16 protein-coding genes are annotated in these 20,388 nt (G+C 48.6%); all 16 read right to left on the bottom strand.

What is annotated here, in order from left to right; all coding sequences use genetic code 11:
• Positions 1 to 604: 604 nt before the first annotated feature.
• Positions 605 to 1,024: a cytidine deaminase gene (locus NSQ55_RS23190; protein WP_076129005.1), complete on the bottom strand. Its 420-nt coding sequence runs from the start codon at positions 1,022 to 1,024 to the stop codon at positions 605 to 607.
• Between the two features lie 241 nt (positions 1,025 to 1,265).
• Complete coding sequence (locus NSQ55_RS23195; protein WP_076185260.1) at positions 1,266 to 1,661, bottom strand: diacylglycerol kinase family protein; 396 nt, start codon at positions 1,659 to 1,661, stop codon at positions 1,266 to 1,268.
• Positions 1,661 to 2,158 (bottom strand): rRNA maturation RNase YbeY, encoded by a 498-nt coding sequence (ybeY, locus tag NSQ55_RS23200; protein WP_339169327.1) that lies wholly within the window; start codon positions 2,156 to 2,158, stop codon positions 1,661 to 1,663. Before ybeY ends, NSQ55_RS23195 begins: the two co-directional genes overlap by 1 nt.
• A complete protein-coding gene (locus tag NSQ55_RS23205; RefSeq protein WP_076185262.1) occupies positions 2,155 to 4,410 on the bottom strand; it encodes an HDIG domain-containing metalloprotein in 2,256 nt (751 codons plus the stop codon). Before NSQ55_RS23205 ends, ybeY begins: the two co-directional genes overlap by 4 nt.
• Before the next feature lie 14 nt (positions 4,411 to 4,424).
• Positions 4,425 to 5,396: a PhoH family protein gene (locus NSQ55_RS23210; protein ID WP_036683834.1), complete on the bottom strand. Its 972-nt coding sequence runs from the start codon at positions 5,394 to 5,396 to the stop codon at positions 4,425 to 4,427.
• Positions 5,397 to 5,411: 15 nt separating this feature from the next.
• Positions 5,412 to 6,593 carry a sporulation protein YqfD gene (yqfD, locus tag NSQ55_RS23215; RefSeq protein WP_076278789.1) on the bottom strand — a complete coding sequence of 394 codons (1,182 nt, stop codon included), beginning with the start codon at positions 6,591 to 6,593 and terminating at the stop codon, positions 5,412 to 5,414.
• A complete protein-coding gene (yqfC, locus tag NSQ55_RS23220) occupies positions 6,590 to 6,883 on the bottom strand; it encodes a sporulation protein YqfC (protein ID WP_036683844.1) in 294 nt (97 codons plus the stop codon). The genes yqfD and yqfC overlap by 4 nt, the downstream gene beginning before the upstream one ends.
• Before the next feature lie 172 nt (positions 6,884 to 7,055).
• Positions 7,056 to 7,634, bottom strand: coding sequence for a hypothetical protein (locus NSQ55_RS23225; protein ID WP_280753448.1), 579 nt, complete (start codon positions 7,632 to 7,634; stop codon positions 7,056 to 7,058).
• 18 nt (positions 7,635 to 7,652) lie between these two features.
• On the bottom strand, positions 7,653 to 8,657 hold the full coding sequence (floA, locus tag NSQ55_RS23230; protein WP_036683849.1) for a flotillin-like protein FloA: 1,005 nt from the start codon (positions 8,655 to 8,657) through the stop codon (positions 7,653 to 7,655).
• A gap of 55 nt (positions 8,658 to 8,712) precedes the next feature.
• Complete coding sequence (locus tag NSQ55_RS23235; RefSeq protein WP_076218333.1) at positions 8,713 to 10,098, bottom strand: NfeD family protein; 1,386 nt, start codon at positions 10,096 to 10,098, stop codon at positions 8,713 to 8,715.
• 118 nt (positions 10,099 to 10,216) lie between these two features.
• Positions 10,217 to 10,660 carry a GatB/YqeY domain-containing protein gene (locus tag NSQ55_RS23240; RefSeq protein WP_036683862.1) on the bottom strand — a complete coding sequence of 148 codons (444 nt, stop codon included), beginning with the start codon at positions 10,658 to 10,660 and terminating at the stop codon, positions 10,217 to 10,219.
• Between the two features lie 15 nt (positions 10,661 to 10,675).
• Entirely contained in the window at positions 10,676 to 10,849 is a 174-nt protein-coding gene (rpsU, locus tag NSQ55_RS23245; RefSeq protein ID WP_036657994.1) for a 30S ribosomal protein S21, read from the bottom strand.
• A 139-nt stretch (positions 10,850 to 10,988) separates the two neighbouring features.
• Positions 10,989 to 11,348, bottom strand: coding sequence for a histidine triad nucleotide-binding protein (locus NSQ55_RS23250; RefSeq protein WP_036683863.1), 360 nt, complete (start codon positions 11,346 to 11,348; stop codon positions 10,989 to 10,991).
• A 354-nt stretch (positions 11,349 to 11,702) separates the two neighbouring features.
• Positions 11,703 to 15,119 carry an AAA family ATPase gene (locus NSQ55_RS23255; protein ID WP_339169333.1) on the bottom strand — a complete coding sequence of 1,139 codons (3,417 nt, stop codon included), beginning with the start codon at positions 15,117 to 15,119 and terminating at the stop codon, positions 11,703 to 11,705.
• Position 15,120: 1 nt separating this feature from the next.
• On the bottom strand, positions 15,121 to 16,302 hold the full coding sequence (locus NSQ55_RS23260) for an exonuclease SbcCD subunit D (RefSeq protein ID WP_339169335.1): 1,182 nt from the start codon (positions 16,300 to 16,302) through the stop codon (positions 15,121 to 15,123).
• A gap of 40 nt (positions 16,303 to 16,342) precedes the next feature.
• The gene (gene addA, locus NSQ55_RS23265) at positions 16,343 to 20,386 is read right to left on the bottom strand and encodes a helicase-exonuclease AddAB subunit AddA (RefSeq protein ID WP_339174584.1); all 4,044 of its coding nucleotides are present in this window, start codon (positions 20,384 to 20,386) and stop codon (positions 16,343 to 16,345) included.
• Positions 20,387 to 20,388 lie beyond the last annotated feature (2 nt).

The raw sequence follows: 20,388 nt of genomic DNA on the forward strand, positions 1-20,388 counted from the left end.
TCCCCCTAAATCCCCCTTAGCCAAGGGGGACCCCAAGGGCCCCGGCCCTCTGGACACCCGGAAATGGGCGTAACTGCAACGTTAGGCTGGATTAGAGGGACTATGGTGCATGAGCGCTTTCCTCCCCTATCGGGGACACGCTTCACTGTCGCTTATTCACACGGTTCGCATTGCCCTCACCATGAATAAAGATTACTGAGATGATTGGCTTTAGGCTGTGTTACAAGTAACCTTACGTAATTAAAATCGCTGACGGCTTTTGCCGTGGCGCTTACCTCGTAATGTTACTCTAAAAACACATAGTTTGCACCAGTTTAGCCTAACTTGGTAGAACTAGAACACTTTTAATTGTACTTTGTACAACTAATTTTAGGTTGAGTTTATGTTTTTGGTGTTTTAGTTGTATTTTGTGCAATTAAATCCTGTCTTAAGAGCCAAATATGGGCTTTATCATAAATTTAATTGTACTATCTGCAACTAAATTCATTTTTGTCGCGAAAGAGTAGCAATTTAACTGTACATTGTGCAATTAAAGTAGCAACCTTCGTCTAACTATGCCTGATTTGCCCTTAAACAGGCACAGGCATTAAATCAAATCCTCATTTTATTCTGGAGCTTGTCCTTGCTTCAGATCTACGGGACCAAAAGCGCCTGGAAGCAATTCTCCCACCGTAGTCTCAACGATATCACCCTTCATGTTCCCAAGAATAACCTTCATATCCGGCGAACACAACTCAATCATTACTTGCCGGCACACACCGCAAGGTGAAACGGGGCCGTCAGAGTCAGCTACTACGGCAATTGCTTTAAAAGAACCAACAGCGTGTCCATCCGCAATCGCACGGAATAGTGCTGTCCGTTCCGCACAGTTGGTTGGTCCAAAAGCAGCATTTTCCACATTACAGCCGTGGTGAATATGACCATCCTGATCAAGAAGGGCAGCTCCCACTCCGAATCGGGAATATGGAATGTAAGCTTTTGCTCGTGCTTTAATCGCCTCTTGCATAAGAAGAGTAGAATCCATATTTTGTCCTCCTAAAGTTTGTTGAGTATTGACTTCATTGATTTTTCTTCGCACAAAACTCACTTCGTAAACATCTAATTAGTTTCGTTTATCGTTATTTTCTCAGCGTGCGCTAAATTTTATCAGTGTACTTCATGAGATATATTCGGGTACATAACTCACTTCAAATTATTCAGTAACGAAAGAGGCGGAATCGCAAAACGCGGGTCCGCCTCTCCCCTGAATTGATTTTGTATCCTGATTATGACATAAGTCCGCTAATCCAGTCCATCACAGGGTGATAAAAAACATAGATCCCGACTAAGACAGCAAACACCGCCGTGAGAAGCACAGCTCCTGCGGCGGTATCTTTTGCTCTCTTAGCCAGTGGATGAATCTCTGGCGAGATCAGATCAACCGTCGCTTCAATCGCCGTATTGAGCAGTTCGGCAGTTAGGACAAGCGTGATCGAGAACAGCAGCAACATCCAACTGGCCAGCGGAAGTCTGAACACGGCAGCGGCTACTAGCACAACCACCGCTAAACAGCAATGCACCTTCATGTTAAGCTCGGATTTGAATGCCGACACTAAGCCTTGCGATGCAAACCGAAAAGAGTGCCAGAACTTCTTGTGCCCTACCGCCGTGTTCTTCACCATTAGCGCGTCAACCCAACCTGAGATAGTACTTTTTCTTGCTTGGACATCATCTCTGCTTCTGAAACTTCATCCTGATGATCATATCCTAACAAATGCAGAAATCCGTGAACGAAAAGAAAACCAAGCTCTCGTTCCAGTGAATGACCATATTCCAGCGCCTGCTCCTGCGCACGAGTTACGGAAATGATTATATCCCCAAGTACGTCTGGAACATCTTCCAGCGCCTCGCCTTCCTCTATCTCGTATATAATGTCCAGCTCGTCCTCTCCGCTTTCATTCATAGCAAAAGAAAGCACGTCCGTCGGACGGTCAATTCCCCGATATTCCAAATTCAACTCATGTATACGAACGTTATCGACAAAAGTAAGAGCTACCTCGCCCCGATCGATCCCTTCCGCTTCACCTGCTTTTTGCAAAATGCTCTCCAGCAGCGTAATGAGATCGTCCTTTATCTCGTATTCTTCCTGCTCGTTATCCCAAACGATCTCCAAACTCATGGGTTAGGTGCCCCTTCCTCTTTTTTCGGCTTACGCACATCTTCTGGGTATTCGATCCGTGAATGGAAAATTCCCATAACCGTCTCCTTCAGAGTCCGTGCAATAATATCCAATTCTTTAATCGTCAAATCACATTCGTCAAACTGATGATCATCCAGTCGACTTTTAATAATCTTCTCAATCATCGTTTCCACCTGCAGAACAGTTGGCTTACGCAATGATCTTACTGCAGCCTCGACACTGTCGGCAATTCCCACAACGGCTGCTTCCTTCGACTGGGCTTTCGGTCCAGGATAACGGAAATCTTCCTCGGTAAAATCAGGCTCGACACCTTTTTCTTCCGCCAGCTTCAGTGCCTTATGGTAAAAATAATGCAGGAACGTTGTTCCATGATGCTGCTCCGCAATGTCACGGATTGGTTTTGGCAGCTTATATTCTCGTTGCATTTCCACCCCGTCACGGGCGTGGGCAACGATGATAGATTTACTAAGCTTCGGTTCAATAGAGTCATGTGGATTTTCCATATTATTCTGATTCTCGATAAAATAAAACGGACGTTTTGTTTTGCCAATATCATGATAATACGATCCAACCCGGCACAATAGCCCATCTGCTCCAATCGCTTCCGCGGCAGCTTCTGACAGGTTACCTACCATTACACTATGGTGATAGGTTCCCGGCGTTTCGGTAAGCAGTTTGCGCAGCAGCGGGTGGTTTGGATTAGACAATTCTACCAGCTTCAATGCCGATAGAATACCAAAGGTTGCCTCGAAAAAAGGCATTAGCCCAATCACAAGCACTGCCGTCAATAGTCCCCCTGCAAAAGCAAAACCAACCGAATACAAGGTACCTACCTCTTTCCATGCTCCTCCACCTAACAGTATTTGCATAAAGACTGTCAGACAGCCAAAAAGCGATACCATAATCCCGCCTTTAAGGAGCGTGGAGCGTTGACCCGCACGGTGAGTCGCAAAGATAGCCACGTACGAAACCACGATAGCAAAGAAACCAAAGTTAAAATCAAAGATTGAGTTCTGCTGCACATTCAAAATAACACTCGCCAGTACACTGAATAGAATGGAGCAGAAATAGGCCAAAGGCATGTCCAGAAGCATTGCAATTAACATTGCGCCAATCGCCACCGGTGCCAGGAATCCGATATAAGATCGGACATCGGTCTGCAAAACAGCGGCCAGCCGCATAGAGATAATAGTTATAACAAATACAAGCACCAGCATCAATAGCTGAGAATTGTTGTACTTAAAGCCTGAGGTGCCGCCTGAATAACGAATGAACGCAAGCAAACCGACGGAGAGCATCGCAGAGAGAATCAATAGGCCTAACTGTGGCCAGTAATTCACCTCATTGCTTAGTAGTCCATTCTCATCCAAAAGAGTGTAGAGCTCTGGAGTAATTAGCTGCCCCTTAGCAACAAGCGTGTCCCCTTGCTCAATGAATACATCAGGTGTGTTCTCCCGGGCTTGTACCTTTGCTTCCTTGGTAGCATCCTCATCGTAGAACTTGTTACTTGTGATCACAAGACGTACAAGCTCCTGAACAACCTCACGCGCTGTACGCTGGCTTAGAGAACTAATACTGACCTGTTCCGCTACCTTGGCGCGAGCGGTCTGCGCATCCGTAATCTGATCATTCATCAGCCTAGTTACAATATCTCGGGCGACAGGCTTCATCTCGATAATGTCCTGAGAGGTCAGGCGCGGAATCTTAATGTAAGTCTCTTCCGGAATGACATAGGTCTGCTCTTTGATGACAGATTGCATTTCATCCAAGAGGTGATCTGAATATGTAGCGCTGCCCCGATTGGAAGCTACGAAATTCAAGATGAAATCGCTGGCTCTCTGCGGGATTTCATCACGATAAATCCCCGTCTTATCGCTTTGCGAGATCAGATCATCCTGATTGAGGCGATCTATCCGGTCCAGCAGCGAGGTCACTAGGTTGTCTGCCCTCATCGGGATAATTTTGTACTTGGGAGATACGCTTTCGGCCGCTTCCTCAGCTGCTTTTAACGTAGCTTTGGTGTCCTTAATTTGTTTCGGTGCCGTTATTTCCTTTGCACTGTAAGTATTCTCTTTAATATCATATTTCTTAGGTAGCAATTCTGGTGACAAGCTGAAGTAGAACACTAGTCCGAGTAACAGGAAAAGAGCATAGCGTGTCACTGCGCTATACTTCCATCCGTTGTTCGTATATACAAATCCGCTTAATTTAGATGGTTGCTTTGAAGCCATGAAGACAATCCCCTTTATTGGAGGTTTTCGGCAGAGCGGTCATAGGCAACGATAATTTTCTGCACCAGGGAATGCCGTACTACATCCTGTTCCGCGAAGTAGACAAAGCCAAGTTCTTCTATGCCGGATAAAATCGCTTTGGCTTCAATCAAACCGGATTTCTTGCCGCGGGGCAGGTCAATCTGGGTAACGTCACCTGTAATCACCATTTTGGACCCGAAGCCGAGTCGGGTCAGGAACATTTTCATTTGCTCAGGTGTTGTATTCTGCGCTTCATCCAGGATGATAAATGAATCATCCAATGTACGTCCGCGCATATAAGCCAGCGGAGCAATCTCAATCAATCCCCGTTCAAGTGCCTTAGCCACCTGATCGGGCCCCATAACGTCGTATAATGCATCATAAAGCGGACGCAGATATGGATCTACCTTTTCTTGCAAATCCCCTGGAAGGAATCCTAGACTCTCTCCTGCTTCTACTGCGGGACGCGTAAGAACAATACGCTTAACCGAACCTTCTTTCAGTGCCGTAACTGCAAGCACCACTGCCAAGTAGGTCTTCCCCGTTCCTGCAGGACCGATTCCGAATACAATATCACGCTTCTTGATCGTTGTCACATAATGCTTCTGGCCGACCGTTTTGACACGGATAGGCTTTCCGCGGAAAGTTGTAGTAATTTCTCCTTTGAACAAATCGAGCAATTGATCAGCACGAAAATCTTTCGCCAGTTCCACAGCGTACTGCACATCACGTTCAGTAAGTATGTAACCGCTCCGGATGAGAGACAGTAGCACATTAAACAATTGCCCCAGCATGTCTACTTCCCGCTCAGCTCCACGAATCGTTAGCTCTGCTTCACGCGAATCAATAATGGCGGGAATTTCACTCTCGATGATTTTTAAGAATCCATCCTGCGGGCCAAACAGCGATTGCGCTTCTCCCGCATTTTGCAAAGATATACGAATGCTTGCAGTCTGTTCTGACAAGTAGCCTCATTCTCCTCAATTGTTTACTATTGGCAGTTCTTCGGAAATTTTTTCTTCTACTTCAAAGATCACTTTCATATAAACTTTACCATTCTCTTTCTTCTCATGCAAAACTTTTTGACTTTTGATGACGCTATCAACACCATATCGAGCTAAAATATCATTCTTCGCCCGCTCAATTCCCCTCGCTACTCCAGCTTCTGGAGTTATCGTATCCTTTGTTTCATTGATCTCCATTTCTTTCTCAGTCATCAGGCCCAGCGGCAGCTCAATAGAGCGCCAAGATAGCGGATCATGCTCTGTGAGCGTCTTTGAATTCTCAAAGGAGGATTTGCCATAACCCCACAGCTGAATAGCCCATTTCCCCAACACGAGATAGGTGCGATCCTTACGCTCCCCAGTGTAGGTGCTATTGGTTGTTTCAAGCGGAACCTCGATATTGTACTCATGCCAAACCAACCCCTTAACCTCACCCTTGGCTACCACATACTCTACATTTTCTTCGTCTCCAAGAGCACCGGAAATCAGGATATCCCCTTTTTTCACACGCGAATTACGCGCTACTACCGGTCTGCCCTGCTCCGCATATATTTCTGTTACCACCGCATCTGTTCGGCTAATTAAATGCCGTTGGCTAAGCAAAGGTTTGATGTTGGGCTGTTTAGCCTCTACAACCTGAATTTTGATGCTCGTCCCCGTCCGTTGCAGCCCTATCCAAGAAACACCCGGTAAATGGGCCAGCAGCCCCTTAGAGAGCTTGTCCGGCTCCTCCAGACGCCATATCCACTGAAAAGGGTACACACCCTCCTGGCGAGCGGCAGCCAATATATCCTCAGAAGCAATTTTTTCATTCCCTTCGACTCTAATACTCCATACCATCGTAGATAACATAAAAAGTGTAATTCCAAACATCAAAATACCTATGCCAAAAAATTTCCTTTTCCACAGCCGCGCCATAAGAAATGGAAGTCCGCTTCTACCGGTAACGTGCATACGACAGCCTGTCTTTTTTAAAATCGGCCGGAGGACATAAAAATCATCCAGAAGCAGCTTAAGGGAAGCGCCGCCCTCAGCGGGCCTCACATCCCAAATCATGATTCCTGCTTCAGAAATGAAATTAATAAATCGCTCCACCTGAGGTCCCGTCACATGCAGTGTAACGAACCCCCGCAGTGATGACAGAGGTGGCTCCTTCATGATCTCTCCTCGCTTTCGTTATATCTGATCTCCCCGATAACGCCTTCTACAGCCAATTCCTGGCCTAGAATATTTCGGATGACAAGTCCCTCGCCTGTGATTTCAAGCGATCCTTTAGCTAACGCGAGCTTAAGCTGACCAGAGGAAAAATGCAGCACGCCGCGATGGTTCTCAATATGCAGTTCCTTATTGCCGATCAGGGTGATCCGGGGCATTTCCTGTAATAAGTCCTGTGGTAGATCCAGTACCCCGTTTGTCCATCCCCGCAGCCTGCGGCCAATACGGGTCATAAGTAGACGTTCCCCCTTCCTGCCTTCTGTACACCTTATGCGGCAACGCTTTTTTTTATGAGAAGAAGTAACAAAGGAGGACCCTTCTAGTGTGAAAAAAGCAAAAAAAGCCCCGGCAACCTATCGTAAAGATAGGAAACCGAGGCTTGATTGTTACTATGATCCGTAAATATTATCTTCGGGTGGAATGCGGCTGACGAGAACGCGGTGGACCCAGAATCTCTGCCCAGACTACACCATTGCGCAGGTCGTCCCGACTCCCTGTTCCATGTGTCTGGTCTGCCGCAGAGGGTGAGTTTGTGTTCTTATTCTTATTTGATCTTTTGGTATCTGCACCCGCTATCCCGTCAAAAGCAGATTGAAGGCGCCGTACCTCTTCTTGCATTCTTTGTGTGCGTAATTCAACTCCGTCATCGGCATGCTCCAAAGACATTCCTTCTCCAGTAGAATAATCTGGAGTTGGTATATACGCGGGTTCTGGAAAGGCAGGAGAGGCATCATACTCCCGGTTATCCTCTGACCTCGACTGCCGGGAAGAGGTGCTAACAGGAGCAGGAAATCCACTGCCAGACTCCGCTTGGCCCCCTCCATCGATATCCGGGCGCTTTACCCGGCGGAGCGGAGAATCCTCTCCGCCCCCAAAAGTGGGCATTCCCCCGCGAGGAGCTCCTTTGGGCTTGTTTTTAGTTGCTTTATTCACATTGGATACGATCGCGAATATAATAACCGCAATAATATAGATCCAGCTCATGGAGATTCACATCCCCTTTTATTTATTATTGTTAGGACGGTTATTGTCGTCCTGATCATTCATTTTGCCGAGAGAGCCCCGCATTTGGGTATCTGCCTCGATGTTTTTGATATTCATATAATCCATCACGCCGATTTGGCCATTTCTGAGCGCCTCAGCCATTGCCATAGGCACCTGAGACTCAGCTTCCACAACAAGCGCCTTCATCTCTACTACGCGCGCCTTCATCTCTTGCTCGTGAGCGACAGCCATCGCTCTGCGTTCTTCCGCTTTGGCTTGGGCAATGCGTTTATCTGCTTCTGCTTGCTCGGTTTGTAGATAAGCACCGATGTTCTTGCCTACATCGATATCCGCAATATCAATGGAGAGGATCTCAAAAGCAGTACCTGAGTCAAGCCCTTTGGACAATACCGTCCGCGAAATCAAATCCGGGTTCTCAAGGACATCTTTATGGGAATCACTCGAACCTACTGTCGTTACAATCCCTTCACCAACACGGGCAATAATCGTTTCTTCACCCGCACCACCCACGAGGCGGTCGATATTGGCACGAACAGTTACGCGCGCTTTTACCTTAACTTCAATCCCGTTCTTAGCAACAGCCGCAACAACCGGTGTCTCAATTACACGAGGGTTAACGCTCATTTGCACAGCCTGCAGCACATCACGTCCTGCAAGATCAATGGCTGCTGCGCGAGTAAATTCCAAAGGAATATCTGCACGTTGTGCTGCAATAAGCGCATTAACAACACGGTCTACGTTACCACCTGCGAGATAGTGACTCTCCAGTTGATTAATGTTCAGTCCAAGACCTGCCTTAGTCGCTTTAATCATTGGGTTAACGATACGACTTGGGGTTACACGACGCAGTCTCATCGCCACCAGCGTAATAATACTGATTCTAACGCCCGATGCTAATGCTGAAATCCAGAGCATAACCGGGAAGAAACTTAAAAACACGCTCAATACAATAATCACCACTACCGCGATGAACAGAATAGGAATCAAAGATGCTTCACCCATACTATATAACCTCCGTAAATTTATTGTAGAACTATTATTGGTTCCAGTGTTTACCTTATTCCTTGATTTCTTTCACAACAATCCGTCCGCCCTCTACTTTAATAACAGAGACCGGTGCATTAGCACTAATAAAACTACCTTCTGTAACAACATCCACTCGTTCGCCGCCTATCATAGCTGTTCCTGAGGGACGAAGTGGAGTAATACTGGTTCCTGTAGTGCCTAATAAGCTAAGCTTCTCTTCTACAGGCACAAATCCCTGATCTTTAGTAAGGCTTTCCTTCAAAATAAATCTGTTCCATATCCCTCGTTCTTTAAAAATGACCGCAACAATTACTACAACTATAGTCGCAGCTACGAAAGAGATACCTAGACTGAGCAGTGCATGCTTATAGCTGTAAGCAGCTCGTACAACACCCGCTACAAGGCTGACAGAACCTAGGAGCCCCAATATTCCGAAGCTAGGCACAAAGAGCTCCAGCACAAGCATGACAAGCCCAATGATAAACAAGAGCCAAGTTTCCGCTCCGGCGAATCCTGCAACATAGTTGCCGAAGAAATATAACACAAAAGCCAACGTCCCGATAATTCCTGGCGCACCAAAGCCTGGAACAATCAGTTCAATGACAACGCCTGTAATCCCAATGAACAGCAGAATCGTCATAATAATCGGATTGGTCAGAAATTGCGACATTTTTTCCGCACCGGTATGCTCTACGCGAAAGATGTCGTCTGTAGTATATCCAAGCCACTGAATTGCTTCTTCAGGGGTATCTGTAATTTGATCAGCGTAACCAGCTTTTAAAGCTTCTTCACTAGACAAGGCAATGATTTCTCCCTGTGTCTTAGTCACTCCAAGCTCTGGCTTATCCACGACCAAATTACTATCCACCATTCCAGCAGCAATGTCTGGATCACGATCATTCAGCGCAGCAGCGCCGATCATTTTAGATCTCCAGTAGGATATCATTTTGGCATCATCGACTTTTTGACCATTCATGTCTACCAAGGAAGCGGAGCCGATCATACTGCCCGGCTTCATGATTATTGCACCTGCATTAAGTGCTATGTAACTGCCTGCAGAAGCGGCATCACCTTTAATATAGGCAGCTGTTGGTATTTCACTCTCTCTTACCATCGTCCCAATCTCTTCTGCCGATTTCACCAGCCCTCCAGGTGTATCGACCTCTAGTAGAATAAGGACTGCTCCATAATTAGCGGCTTCTTCAAATCCTCTTTCCAAAAAGCTTTGCAAACCCCGTTCAATCTTTTGATCTACCGGAATAATAAACACGGGACCTTTTTTCAGCTCACTGTTCGTAACCCCCGGTGTTTTCGGGGCTGCCCCGTCAGCGCTTACATTCGTTGCAAAGGGTGTCAGGAGGAGTAACAGCAGGACCACAGGAATGCTAGCTAACAGTATTTTCCGTAATCTTCTCAATGATTTTACCTCCCTTCTTTAGCTTGACCCAGAACTCATAACCCTTAATACGCTGAAATTGGATTTACGTTTCATAACATAGAAAAGCACCCCTTTTGCAAGGGGTGCTAGTGCTATATTATTGCAGAAATTGCAGAACCGCCTGGTTCACGAGTTTACCATCAGCGCGACCTTTGACCTTAGGCATCAGTGCGCTCATGACCTTCCCCATTTCGCTCTTCGAAGAAGCACCGGTTTCCTGGATGGTCTGCTGTACAATTACTTTAATTTCTTCTTCGGAAAGTTGCTCGGGAAGATATTTAATAATAATCTCGATTTCTGCTTTTGTACTCGCGGCAAGCTCGTCGCGACCCGCTGATTCAAATTCTTGGAGGGCATCTTTGCGCTGTTTGATTTCACGACTAAGGATATCAAGCACTTCGTTGTCGTCCAATGTTCTCTTCAGATCTATTTCAAGATACTTTATTGTAGAACGAACCATTCGAATCGTGGAGAGCGTGAACTTGTCCTTACTCTTCATCGCTTGCTTCATATCTTCGTTCAATCTCTCGCTAAGATTCATGCGTGGGTAATCCTCCTAAAACTTTCTCTTACGAGCAGCCTCAGACTTCAGCTTTTTCTTAACGCTCGGCTTTTCGTAATGTTTGCGTTTCTTCACCTCAGCCAAGACACCATCTTTTGCGATGGAACGTTTAAAGCGACGAAGTGCAGCATCAATTGTCTCGTTTTTGCGAACTTTCGTTTCAGACACAGGTTTCCCCTCCCTCCGACCATACCGTCCAAGAGCATAACACGGTTTATCAAACTCCATTATAGGTCAAACGGAAATAACGTGTCAACCTTCGTGCTATTCTTTTTTCTGGCAAGTTCTTCAACATTAAATGATTATGCTATGCGTGCGAAGCTGAGTTTCCAGTGAGCGCACCCAGCTTGGCTCCACCCAGCAGGTGATAATGAAGATGAGGCACAGCTTGTCCACTATCAGGCCCGCAATTATTGATTAAACGATAACCAGACTCAGCAATTCCAAGGTCTTTGGCGATCTGTTGGGCTACACTGTGGATTTCAGCAATTAGCGGAAGATCCTCAGGTGTAACATCATTCATTGAAGCAATGAACTTCTTGGGAATGATCAACACATGTACCGGTGCAGCCGGCTCGATGTCGTAAAATGCAAGAATACGTTCATTCTCAAATACTTTTTTGGAAGGAATAGTACCCTCAATAATTTTGCTAAACACGGTCTCCATAGAGTGCTTGCCTCCTAAAAATTGGTGAAATTCCACTTCATCATAAGATAATCATACAGGATAATCATCAATTACGAAAGCAGCAAGCAAACTCAGCATAATCTGCCCTAAACTGTATCTGTTACAGAATGAACCATTAAATAAATATATCAACACCGTTAGGCCTAAAAAAGACAAAAAAAAGAGAAACACCCTTCACAGCTTATAAAGCTGATTCGGCGGCGGACGTATGAAAAGGAGTTCATTCCCTGCCATACGTCCGCCGAGGTGTTTCTAAAGTAATGTCGGCTTAGCTGTATTATAACAGCGCGTTGATACTGTATCTGTGATAAGAATCACACACATTGTAGATCTTCACATTTTTTCCAAAAGGATCCGAGATCCCCCTCCACCCTGCTCAGCAGGTACTACTACCAGCTTGCGTGGCAGTCGTGCCCGAAGCTCTGGAACATGGCTGATAATGCCGACAGACAGTTGGTCGTTATGCAGTCTTTCCAGTGAGGTAATTACCGTATCGAGCAATTCCGGATCCAGCGTACCAAAACCTTCGTCCAAAAAGAAAAATTGCAATGGATACTGCCCCCGCAGCTGAATCTGTGCCGAAAGAGCAAGTGCAAGTGACAAGGAAGTTAAGAACGTCTCTCCGCCGGAAAGCGTGGAGACCGGTCTTCTTACACCACCGTTTCCATCATCACGAATTACAAAGCCACCACCCGAATCAACCTCCAGCGCATAACGCTGTTTGCTCAGGAAACGAAGCCGCTGGGAAGCAGACTGGCATACCTGCATTAATTGTTCCTCCGCAATATACTCAACAAAAGCATTTCCACGTAAAACCGTCTGCAATTTGGACAAATGATCCTGTAGAGAAGCATGTTCTAGCCGCTGGGCTTCGAGCTCCATCCAGCGAATATGCCGATGCCGCAGATCCTCCAGATCTCGCTCTGCGCGCGCTCTTGCTTGCAGCGACATTTCATCCTCTGACTTACACACGCTTAAGCTCTCCTGGCTAACTTGCCACTCCTCTTCACTTAAGCTGGCTCCGTCAAGCTTCTCTTCAATATTGCGCAGCTGCAATGAGACTTCAGCTTCTTCCGCACGATGGGCATGTACCCGAGAAGAAGAAATTTCCCGCTCTTCAGGTGCGAGAGCTGCTCCTTCAACCTCAGCGGCGGAACTAAAAGGTGAAGAGGTTAAGCTTTGCTCCCACAGATGGCTTGAAGTCACATAATGCTCTCGAGCAGATTCTGCAGCCTGGCGGGTAATCGCTGCCTCCTTGATCTCATGCTGCGCTTTTTCCGCTGCCGTGAGATGTAATCGTTGGCTGGTCTCCACAGCTGCTAACAATTCCTGCAGACGACGCTCACACTCTGCTAGAAGAGGGGCAGCAGCGCGGCCATTAGTCCACTCTAAAAGACGCCGTTCTTTTTCACGCTGCAATTCTTCTTTGCCTTCCATCTGTGTATTCCACTGAGTAAGCTCTTTATCGAGTCCGGTGATGGTCTCCTGAAGATTCTGCACCGAAGCGCTTTTCTCATCCAGAAACTTGACACTGATTTCCAGTCGGGATCTAATTTCCTCAGCTTGAGCATCCTTGGCTAACAGCTCACGATAAGCTTTTTCTACCTCTTCCGGTGCCAAATCAGGGAACTGCTGTACCCAGTTCTGCCGCAAAGCGGTTAGTTGGCCACTCAGTTCCTCGGCTTTGGCGGTTAGGCCTTCTACCCAGCTTCGCTCACCTTCGGCACCCGCTGCTTCTTTGAGACATAGCTGCTGAACTTCCTGCATCGATTGCTGCCACTGTATCGCTGTACGGCGCAGTTCTCCAGACTGGCTTTTTAATACTAAAAATGCAGCATCAAGTTCTGCCAAAGCTTTTTCATCTGGGATGGACATATCGGTAGAGGAAACCTCGGCAGTGCTGACTTCTGAGCCTGCCGCTGCAGGATGATTTACCGTATCAAAAGCTCCATCACCAAACACCTGCTCCAGCCAAACCAGGTCCTGCTCCCGCAGACCACGGAACATATGGCGTGCTTCCAAAGCACGTCTGGACAACACCCGAGCCTGTTGAAGCTTTATCTCCAGTTCCTGTTGCTCTACGTTATCCTGCAATACAGCAGGGGCCGGGTGGTGTTCGCTGCCACATACAGGGCAAGGTTGTCCTGCTTCCAATTCTTTAGCCAATCCAAGCGAGAGTCTGTGCAACTCATGCCCCTTGAGGGCCGCTTCCAAAGAACTGATATGTTGCTCCAGACTTTCTGCTGCGGTGCACGCAGCTTCTTCTGTCGCCAGCAGCTTCTCTTGATGCAGCGCCGCCTCGCGGATCAGCTGCCCGCGAGAAGCTTCCTGCTGCCCGCGACGGCCCTCGGCCTCCGCGAGGCGCGCCTGCGCAGCCGCGAGTGCAGTGGCACGCTCGCGGCGCTCCTTCTCCGCCTTATCCCACTGGGATTCAGCGGAGTGCAGCCCTTGCAGTCTCTGCATCGCTTCTTGCAGAGACTGCCGCTCCTGGGAGCGGACACCGAGCGGCTGCAAGCTCTGCTGCAGCTCTTGCTGGCGCTTTTGGCCCTTGGCCAAAAGCTCACGCTCCCGGGCCATGCCCTCCCGCAGCTCCGTCAGCTTGCGGGAGGCCTCTTCGCGGCGCTCGCGCAGAGCCGCGAGTTCGCGCCGCAGGGCGCCGAGCTCGGACTCGAGCTCGAGCGCGCGGCGGTAGGTGTCGGCCCCCTGCCGGAGGGCCGGCTCTTCCGCCGCAAGCGCGGCCTGCGCTGCAGCCGCGGCCGCAGCGGCACGCGCCGCCTCCTGCTCGGCAGCGGCGGCCAGCACCTCTTGGCCCTCCGCGCGGGTCAATCGGCTCTTGAAGGCGTCTTCCGCGCTTCGCCATGCTTTCAGCGCGGGAAGCCTAGCCTCGGCCTCGTCAGCTTGGCCGAGCTTCCGTTCAAGGAGGAGAATCTCCTCCTCCTTGGAGAGCAGTCCCTGCCGCTGCAATTCGCGGCGGGTCCGTTCCTCTTGCAGCTCGCGAATGCGCGTGAAACGCTCCGCGACCTGCAGCGCCGCCTCCAGCTTGCGGCGGCATTCCGCAGCATGTTGGGCTGCTTGTTCGAGGCGCTCCGCCGCTGCCTTTACATCCTCTTTGCCTGCGCTGCCAAGCCCCTGCTGCTCCGCTTCGAGCGCGCGGAGCGCAGCTTCATTCTCCTTCACCCGTCGGCTAAGCTTCAACGCAAGCTGATCGCCATACTGTTCCAAATGGAACAGGCGCTGCAGCATTTGCCGGCGGTCTACGCCCCGAAGCGATAAGAATTCGGCGAATTTCCCCTGCGGCAATACAACTGCTCGCGTGAAGTCATCCATTTTGAGCCCAATATGCTCTTCCACACAACGTGTAACATCTGCGAGTTTATCCGCCATAACGTTATCCCCGTCAGGTGTAACTTCAATGAAACGGCTAATGGTGTTACTGACTGTTTGCTCACCTGTCCGCTTGAACTTACGTTCAACGCGATAACGATGTGCCCCAGCGGAAGAAGTGAGCTCAAAGGTAAACGCCACGCTGAGTGAATCCTCAGAGTGATTCATAATCCCCTGTGTTCCATTAACGGCGCGCTCCACTTTGCCGTACATCGCCAAAGTAATAGCATCCAGCAAACTGGACTTGCCGCTGCCCGTAGGTCCAAAAATCCCAAACAGCCCGGTCTCACACAGACTTTCAAAATCTATTTCCTGCATTTCTCTATAACTCTGCAATCCTGCAACTTTTAATAAAATAGGCTTCACCTTAGTTCTCCTCTCCTTCCTCCGGCTGCTGCCGTTCTTCTTCGGTTAGCTGTAAGAACAGCTCAATCAAACGATCCTCCGGCTCCGCCCCGCCCGTCTGGCGCTGATAGAATTTACGGAACAATTCTTGTACAGGCATACGTGAACGGGAAATTTGTTCGAGCTCCATCTCCATTTGCGGATAAATCGGACGAATATGAATGATCCCCTCACGTGATTTACGCAGGCGCTGAATATCATTCATCGACATAGCTTCACTGAGCCGAATCTCCAAATCTATAAAAGCGGTAGCATCTCTACCTTCATCCAACCAGTTATATACCTCTTGCAATCCCCCCGTAGAGCTCCATCTTACAAGTGGACGCCCACAGCGAAGATAGATTTCTTCGAAGGTCGGCTCACCGCCCGGCGCAACATCAATCAGCGTCACCGACTTGGCTTGTCCTGCTTCCGAAAAGCTATATGCCAGCGGGGATCCGCTATAACGGATCATCCCTTCCCCTTTTACACGCTGAGCGCGATGAAGATGGCCTAGTGCAGTATATTGCGCTCCACAGGATAAAGCAGAAGGGTCTACAGTGTAAGCCCCGCCCACCTGAATCGGGCGTTCCGAATCACTCTCTACACCTCCAAGCACATAAATATGGCTCATCGCCAAATTCACGGTTTGTGGCGTAAATTCCCGTCCCAACAGTTGCATAAGTTTGCCTACCCGTGCGCTGTAAGCTAGTCGAAGCTCCTCTTCCCCGCTGTCCCCAGCAAGCAACTCACCGAGACGTGCCTCAGAGGGATAGGGAAGGGCTGCGATTTTGGCAATCTCACCTGTCCGCGCAGCATGAACTGTCACTGGCTCTGAGGTTGGAAGTCCTACCAAGGTAATCCCCTGCCTTAATACAAGCGGGGAGACTGAAGATACGCGCTCCGGTTGGTCATGATTGCCGGCAATCACCACAAGGGGCCTGCCCCCTGAAGTCAGCCTGGCAGCAGCCTCATAGAATAATTGCTCCGAAGCCGCTGCCGGATTAACGGAATCGTACACATCTCCCGCCATCATAATCAAATCCACCTTATGAAAATCGGCGATCTCCACCAATTCATCTATGAACTGCTCTTGCTCCTTCTGGCGGCTTCTTCCCTCCAGCGTACGGCCCAAGTGCCAATCCCCCGTATGCAATATCCGCATCTTCGTCCTCTTTCCCCGCTCCTATGCGGCAATGAATAATTTATAATTTCACAGCATGATCGCCGTCAAAAAAGTACAGCCAAATCTCGCTGATCGGTTCTCCCAAAATATCATGTAATGCCTTGCTGTATAACTCTAGCTGAAAACGATATTTTTCCTTAAGTGCCTCTAGTCCGCCCTGATGTTCTAATACAGAGTCCGTCTTATAGTCTAGCAGAATAATCCGGTCCTCTTCACGGAACAGGCAGTCAATGACCCCTTGAATTAGCACAGCCTCACTAAAGCCTTCCTTATTGTTCTCAGGGGAAAGCTCCGAGACGGCTTCATTCATATAATCGAGCCCTCGATAAGCCTCACCTGCGGGAACCATATAACTGAACGGCATTTCTCTAAGCTTCCAAGAAGAAGCTATTAATCTACGTCCCAGTTCATTAGTATAAAAAGCTTCTATCTGACCGGGAGCTACAGCCTCCACCTGCTCAGCAGTTAGAATAGCCACTCTCTGAAGTCGGGCTAAGGTTTCTTCCACAACCATAGGATCAACCGGGCCCTCCAGCGGAATATGCTGCATGACTGTATGGTATGCTGTCCCGCGTTCCGCTGGGGTTAGACTGCGTTTTTCCATAAATTTCGGACGCCGCAAATGAAGACTGTCCGCACCTGCAACACTTGGACGTTTATCGGTTTCTATTGAGGTTGTAGAATTGCCTTCTTCCAGCAGATCAAAAGAGGGCTGCTCCTGCAACGACAACAACGCTTTTAACTCCGTAACAGAAGTTTTAGCCGGAATACCCGAGGCTGCCGCATACGGATAATTCCATTCCAGTCTTCTAGCAATTTCATCGCTAGTCTCTGTTTCATATATATTTACAGCTTCACCCTTATGCAGTGCTTCGAGTACAGCTTGCCGTTTCTCTACCTTATCTTCAGTCTGATCCGTTGGCAGGAACGCCCCAGAATTAAGTTCGGAAGCATTTTGCACACTGATGCTCCAGTTGGAGACATCGTTGTGCAGCACCGTGGAGACGGTACCTTCTGAACCGCCCAGCTTACGAAGAACCGCCGCCGCAGGGTGCCGGATCAATGCCGGTCCGACCCAGTCCAAATAGCTGCGCCCTCGGGCCAGCAGATGATCTGCAAGCAGCAGCTCATCCCGGTTCTGTACGCTGCTCCAGCTAGCGATTTTGCGCGGCAAATCTCTTACAGTGCCTACTAGAATCATCTTATCTCTCGGACGAGTTAACGCTACATATAATACACGCATCTCTTCAGCTAATAATTCAAGCCGTGTACGCCGGTTAATAGCCAGATAAGGAAGTGTTGGGTAGCTAACTCGCGTTTCCCGTTCCACAAAACGCGGCCCAAAGCCAAGCTCTTTGTGCATAAGAAATGGCGAATGCAAATCTTGTCGATTGAACTGTTTTGCCATCCCGGCTACAAAAACAACAGGGAACTCCAGCCCTTTGGATTTATGGATGGTCATGATTCTGACGCCATTGCCTTCTTCACCGCCACCGCCAGCTACACCCAGATCTCCGCCGTTCTCACGAAGCCGTGAAATGAACACCAGAAAACGGAACAATCCACGCGCTGCGGTGTCATTCTCAAATTGCACAGCCCGATCATACAAAGCTTTAAGATTGTTCTGGCGCTGCGAGCCTCCAGGCAGTCCTCCAACCCATTCCAGATAGCCGCTCTCCCCATAGATACGCCAGATCAGCTCACTGAGACTACCTTGTCTAGCCGCATTTCTCCAGCTTTCCAGCTGTTCTAGGAAATGTCTAAGCTTGCGCTTCAGTTCTGGACTGATCTGCGGCAGATCTTTATCAGGTAAAACATTATTTTCGACGGTGCTTGCGGATTCAATCACATGAGCCGAGAAGAGGTCATACTCTTCTTCAGCCTCTTTTGCATCTTGCATCTCCACCGCCATCTGTACTGCTTGAAAATAAGGACCCTGACTACACATACGCACCGTAGCCAATTCTTCTTCCGTTAATCCGACCACAGGTGAACGAAGTACGCCAGCCAGCGGAATGTCCTGCTGAGGATTATCAACTATTTTTAAGAGGGAGAGTGCAATTTCCACTTCTGTAGCTTCAAAATAACCTTTATTCAGATCACCATAAGCAGGGATTCCTTCCATCCGAAGCTCTTCGATGATTAGAGGGGTCCAGATTCTTGCCGAGCGAAGCAGGATTACGATATCACCGTAAATAACCGGGCGCATAATCTTGAGTCCTTTATCGTAGATAAGCAGCGGCGATCCACCGGTCATCCCCGTCATTTGTGAAATACGCCGGGCAATTGCCCGTGCTTCCAGCTGCGCCGTCTCGCTCTCAATAGCTTCACTCTCCTGAAGTGGCGCCTCACCGTCTTCAGAAGTCTCTTCTGACTTCCCTGCTGTTGAACCACGATCTATCAATAATAACTCCGGTGCAAAAAAGGTATCGGGACCCTTCTCTGCTGCACCCGGGAAATTCGCTCCGTAAACAAGCTCAGCGCGTTCGTCATAATTAATCTCCGCTACCGTCTCATTCATAATCTGCCGGAAGATCATATTAACGGCATTCACAACCTCCATGCGACTGCGAAAATTACGGGCCAGATCGATAACCGAACCGCTAGACGATTCATTAGTAATTTCAGATGGATCATCGATTGGGTGTGAGCCAAAGCTGCGGTATTTATCCAGGAATAGCCCCGGCTCCGCCAGACGGAATCGATAGATACTTTGCTTCATATCTCCGACCATAAACCGGTTACCGGGTGTTTCACGGGATATTAGCCGCACAATCTCCTCTTGCACACTATTCGTATCCTGATACTCATCCAGCAGAACCTCATCGAATTGAGCACGGTATTCCATAGCTGCATCAGAAGGCAGGGAATGACCGGGCGTAGAGTCCGGATGGCGTAGAATTTGCAGACAATAATGCTCCAAATCACTGAAGTCGACTAGACCTCTTCCTGCTTTTTCAATTCTATAACGTTCACCGAATGCTATCACTGTCTCTGCAAGCTCTGCCATCAGTGGAGCCGCTTCGTTCAGCTCTTTCAAAAAAACCTCAGGCGGACGGCCAAACAATGCTTTCTGAAGATCTAAAATACTCTTCTTCACACTGTCGCGCAGTTCCTTCACCATCTCCTGCAGTCCAGGATCTGTCGAATCCTTCTTACAAGCCTTTAATTTCCCAAAATATACTTCCATGAAAATATCATATAATTCTGCCCAAGGTCGTTCGTTTACGGCATCCTGCAGTGCATTTACCATCTCAAGATCAGCGGTTAAATTCTCAGCATAGGGTGCCGGACCACCCGGTTGTAGTGCAATCTCCCGACCTTGAATCAGCTGACTGGCTGCACCCGCAAGTGTCAGCTTCGCTTCTTCAAGAATGCTCAACACCCATGGCGTTCCACCCAGACTTTCGGTGTCTGGCAATGAGAAATCAGCTGCAGTATCACGGAGCCATTGCGCTGGCCAAGGATGGCTGCGGGCGTAATCATGCAATCGCTGTATGAGCGCATGCACTGCATCATCACTGCGTTCACCACTGAACCAATCAGCTAGCTGCACAAATATGCTATCCTCGCCATCCGCACCTACCTCACCGTACTTTTCCTCCAGCAACTCTTCGAGCAGCTCCTGCCGCATCATCTCCGCTTCATGCTCATTTAATATGCGGAAACCCGGATCAATCGGAATCTTTTGATAATAACGCCGGATCACTTCCAGACAGAAGGAGTGTAACGTTGTAATCGAAGCTTTGCCCAGCAGGGATAGCTGACGGCGCAAATGGTCGTTCTCGCCATTCTCCTCCAGCTCCCGATCAAGGGCTTCCCTGATCCGCTGCCGCATTTCGGCAGCCGCAGCTTTGGTAAACGTGGCTACTAGTAGCCTGTCTACACTGAAGCCGTTCTCTTCCTTACTGATCTTTCGAATAATCCGTTCTACCAGCACCGCCGTCTTACCGGAACCTGCTGCCGCAGCAACGAGGATGTCATCACCGCTCTCCGCAATGGCGCGCCACTGGTCATCACTCCATATACTTCCTTCCGGTTTCGCTTCTATTTCAGCCTTCATAC

It is taken from the genome of Paenibacillus sp. FSL H7-0943 (assembly GCF_037963265.1).
Lineage (GTDB): Bacteria > Bacillota > Bacilli > Paenibacillales > Paenibacillaceae > Paenibacillus_AQ > Paenibacillus_AQ odorifer.

Coding starts and splice junctions, on each gene's coding strand:
- NSQ55_RS23190 (WP_076129005.1), bottom strand. CDS start 1,024: ATGGATTCTACTCTTCTTATGCAAGAGGCGATTAAAGCACGAGCAAAA.
- NSQ55_RS23195 (WP_076185260.1), bottom strand. CDS start 1,661: ATGGTGAAGAACACGGCGGTAGGGCACAAGAAGTTCTGGCACTCTTTT.
- ybeY (WP_339169327.1), bottom strand. CDS start 2,158: ATGAGTTTGGAGATCGTTTGGGATAACGAGCAGGAAGAATACGAGATA.
- NSQ55_RS23205 (WP_076185262.1), bottom strand. CDS start 4,410: ATGGCTTCAAAGCAACCATCTAAATTAAGCGGATTTGTATATACGAAC.
- yqfD (WP_076278789.1), bottom strand. CDS start 6,593: ATGAAGGAGCCACCTCTGTCATCACTGCGGGGGTTCGTTACACTGCAT.
- yqfC (WP_036683844.1), bottom strand. CDS start 6,883: ATGACCCGTATTGGCCGCAGGCTGCGGGGATGGACAAACGGGGTACTG.
- NSQ55_RS23225 (WP_280753448.1), bottom strand. CDS start 7,634: ATGAGCTGGATCTATATTATTGCGGTTATTATATTCGCGATCGTATCC.
- floA (WP_036683849.1), bottom strand. CDS start 8,657: ATGGGTGAAGCATCTTTGATTCCTATTCTGTTCATCGCGGTAGTGGTG.
- NSQ55_RS23240 (WP_036683862.1), bottom strand. CDS start 10,660: ATGAATCTTAGCGAGAGATTGAACGAAGATATGAAGCAAGCGATGAAG.
- NSQ55_RS23250 (WP_036683863.1), bottom strand. CDS start 11,348: ATGGAGACCGTGTTTAGCAAAATTATTGAGGGTACTATTCCTTCCAAA.
- NSQ55_RS23260 (WP_339169335.1), bottom strand. CDS start 16,302: ATGCGGATATTGCATACGGGGGATTGGCACTTGGGCCGTACGCTGGAG.
- addA (WP_339174584.1), bottom strand. CDS start 20,386: ATGAAGGCTGAAATAGAAGCGAAACCGGAAGGAAGTATATGGAGTGAT.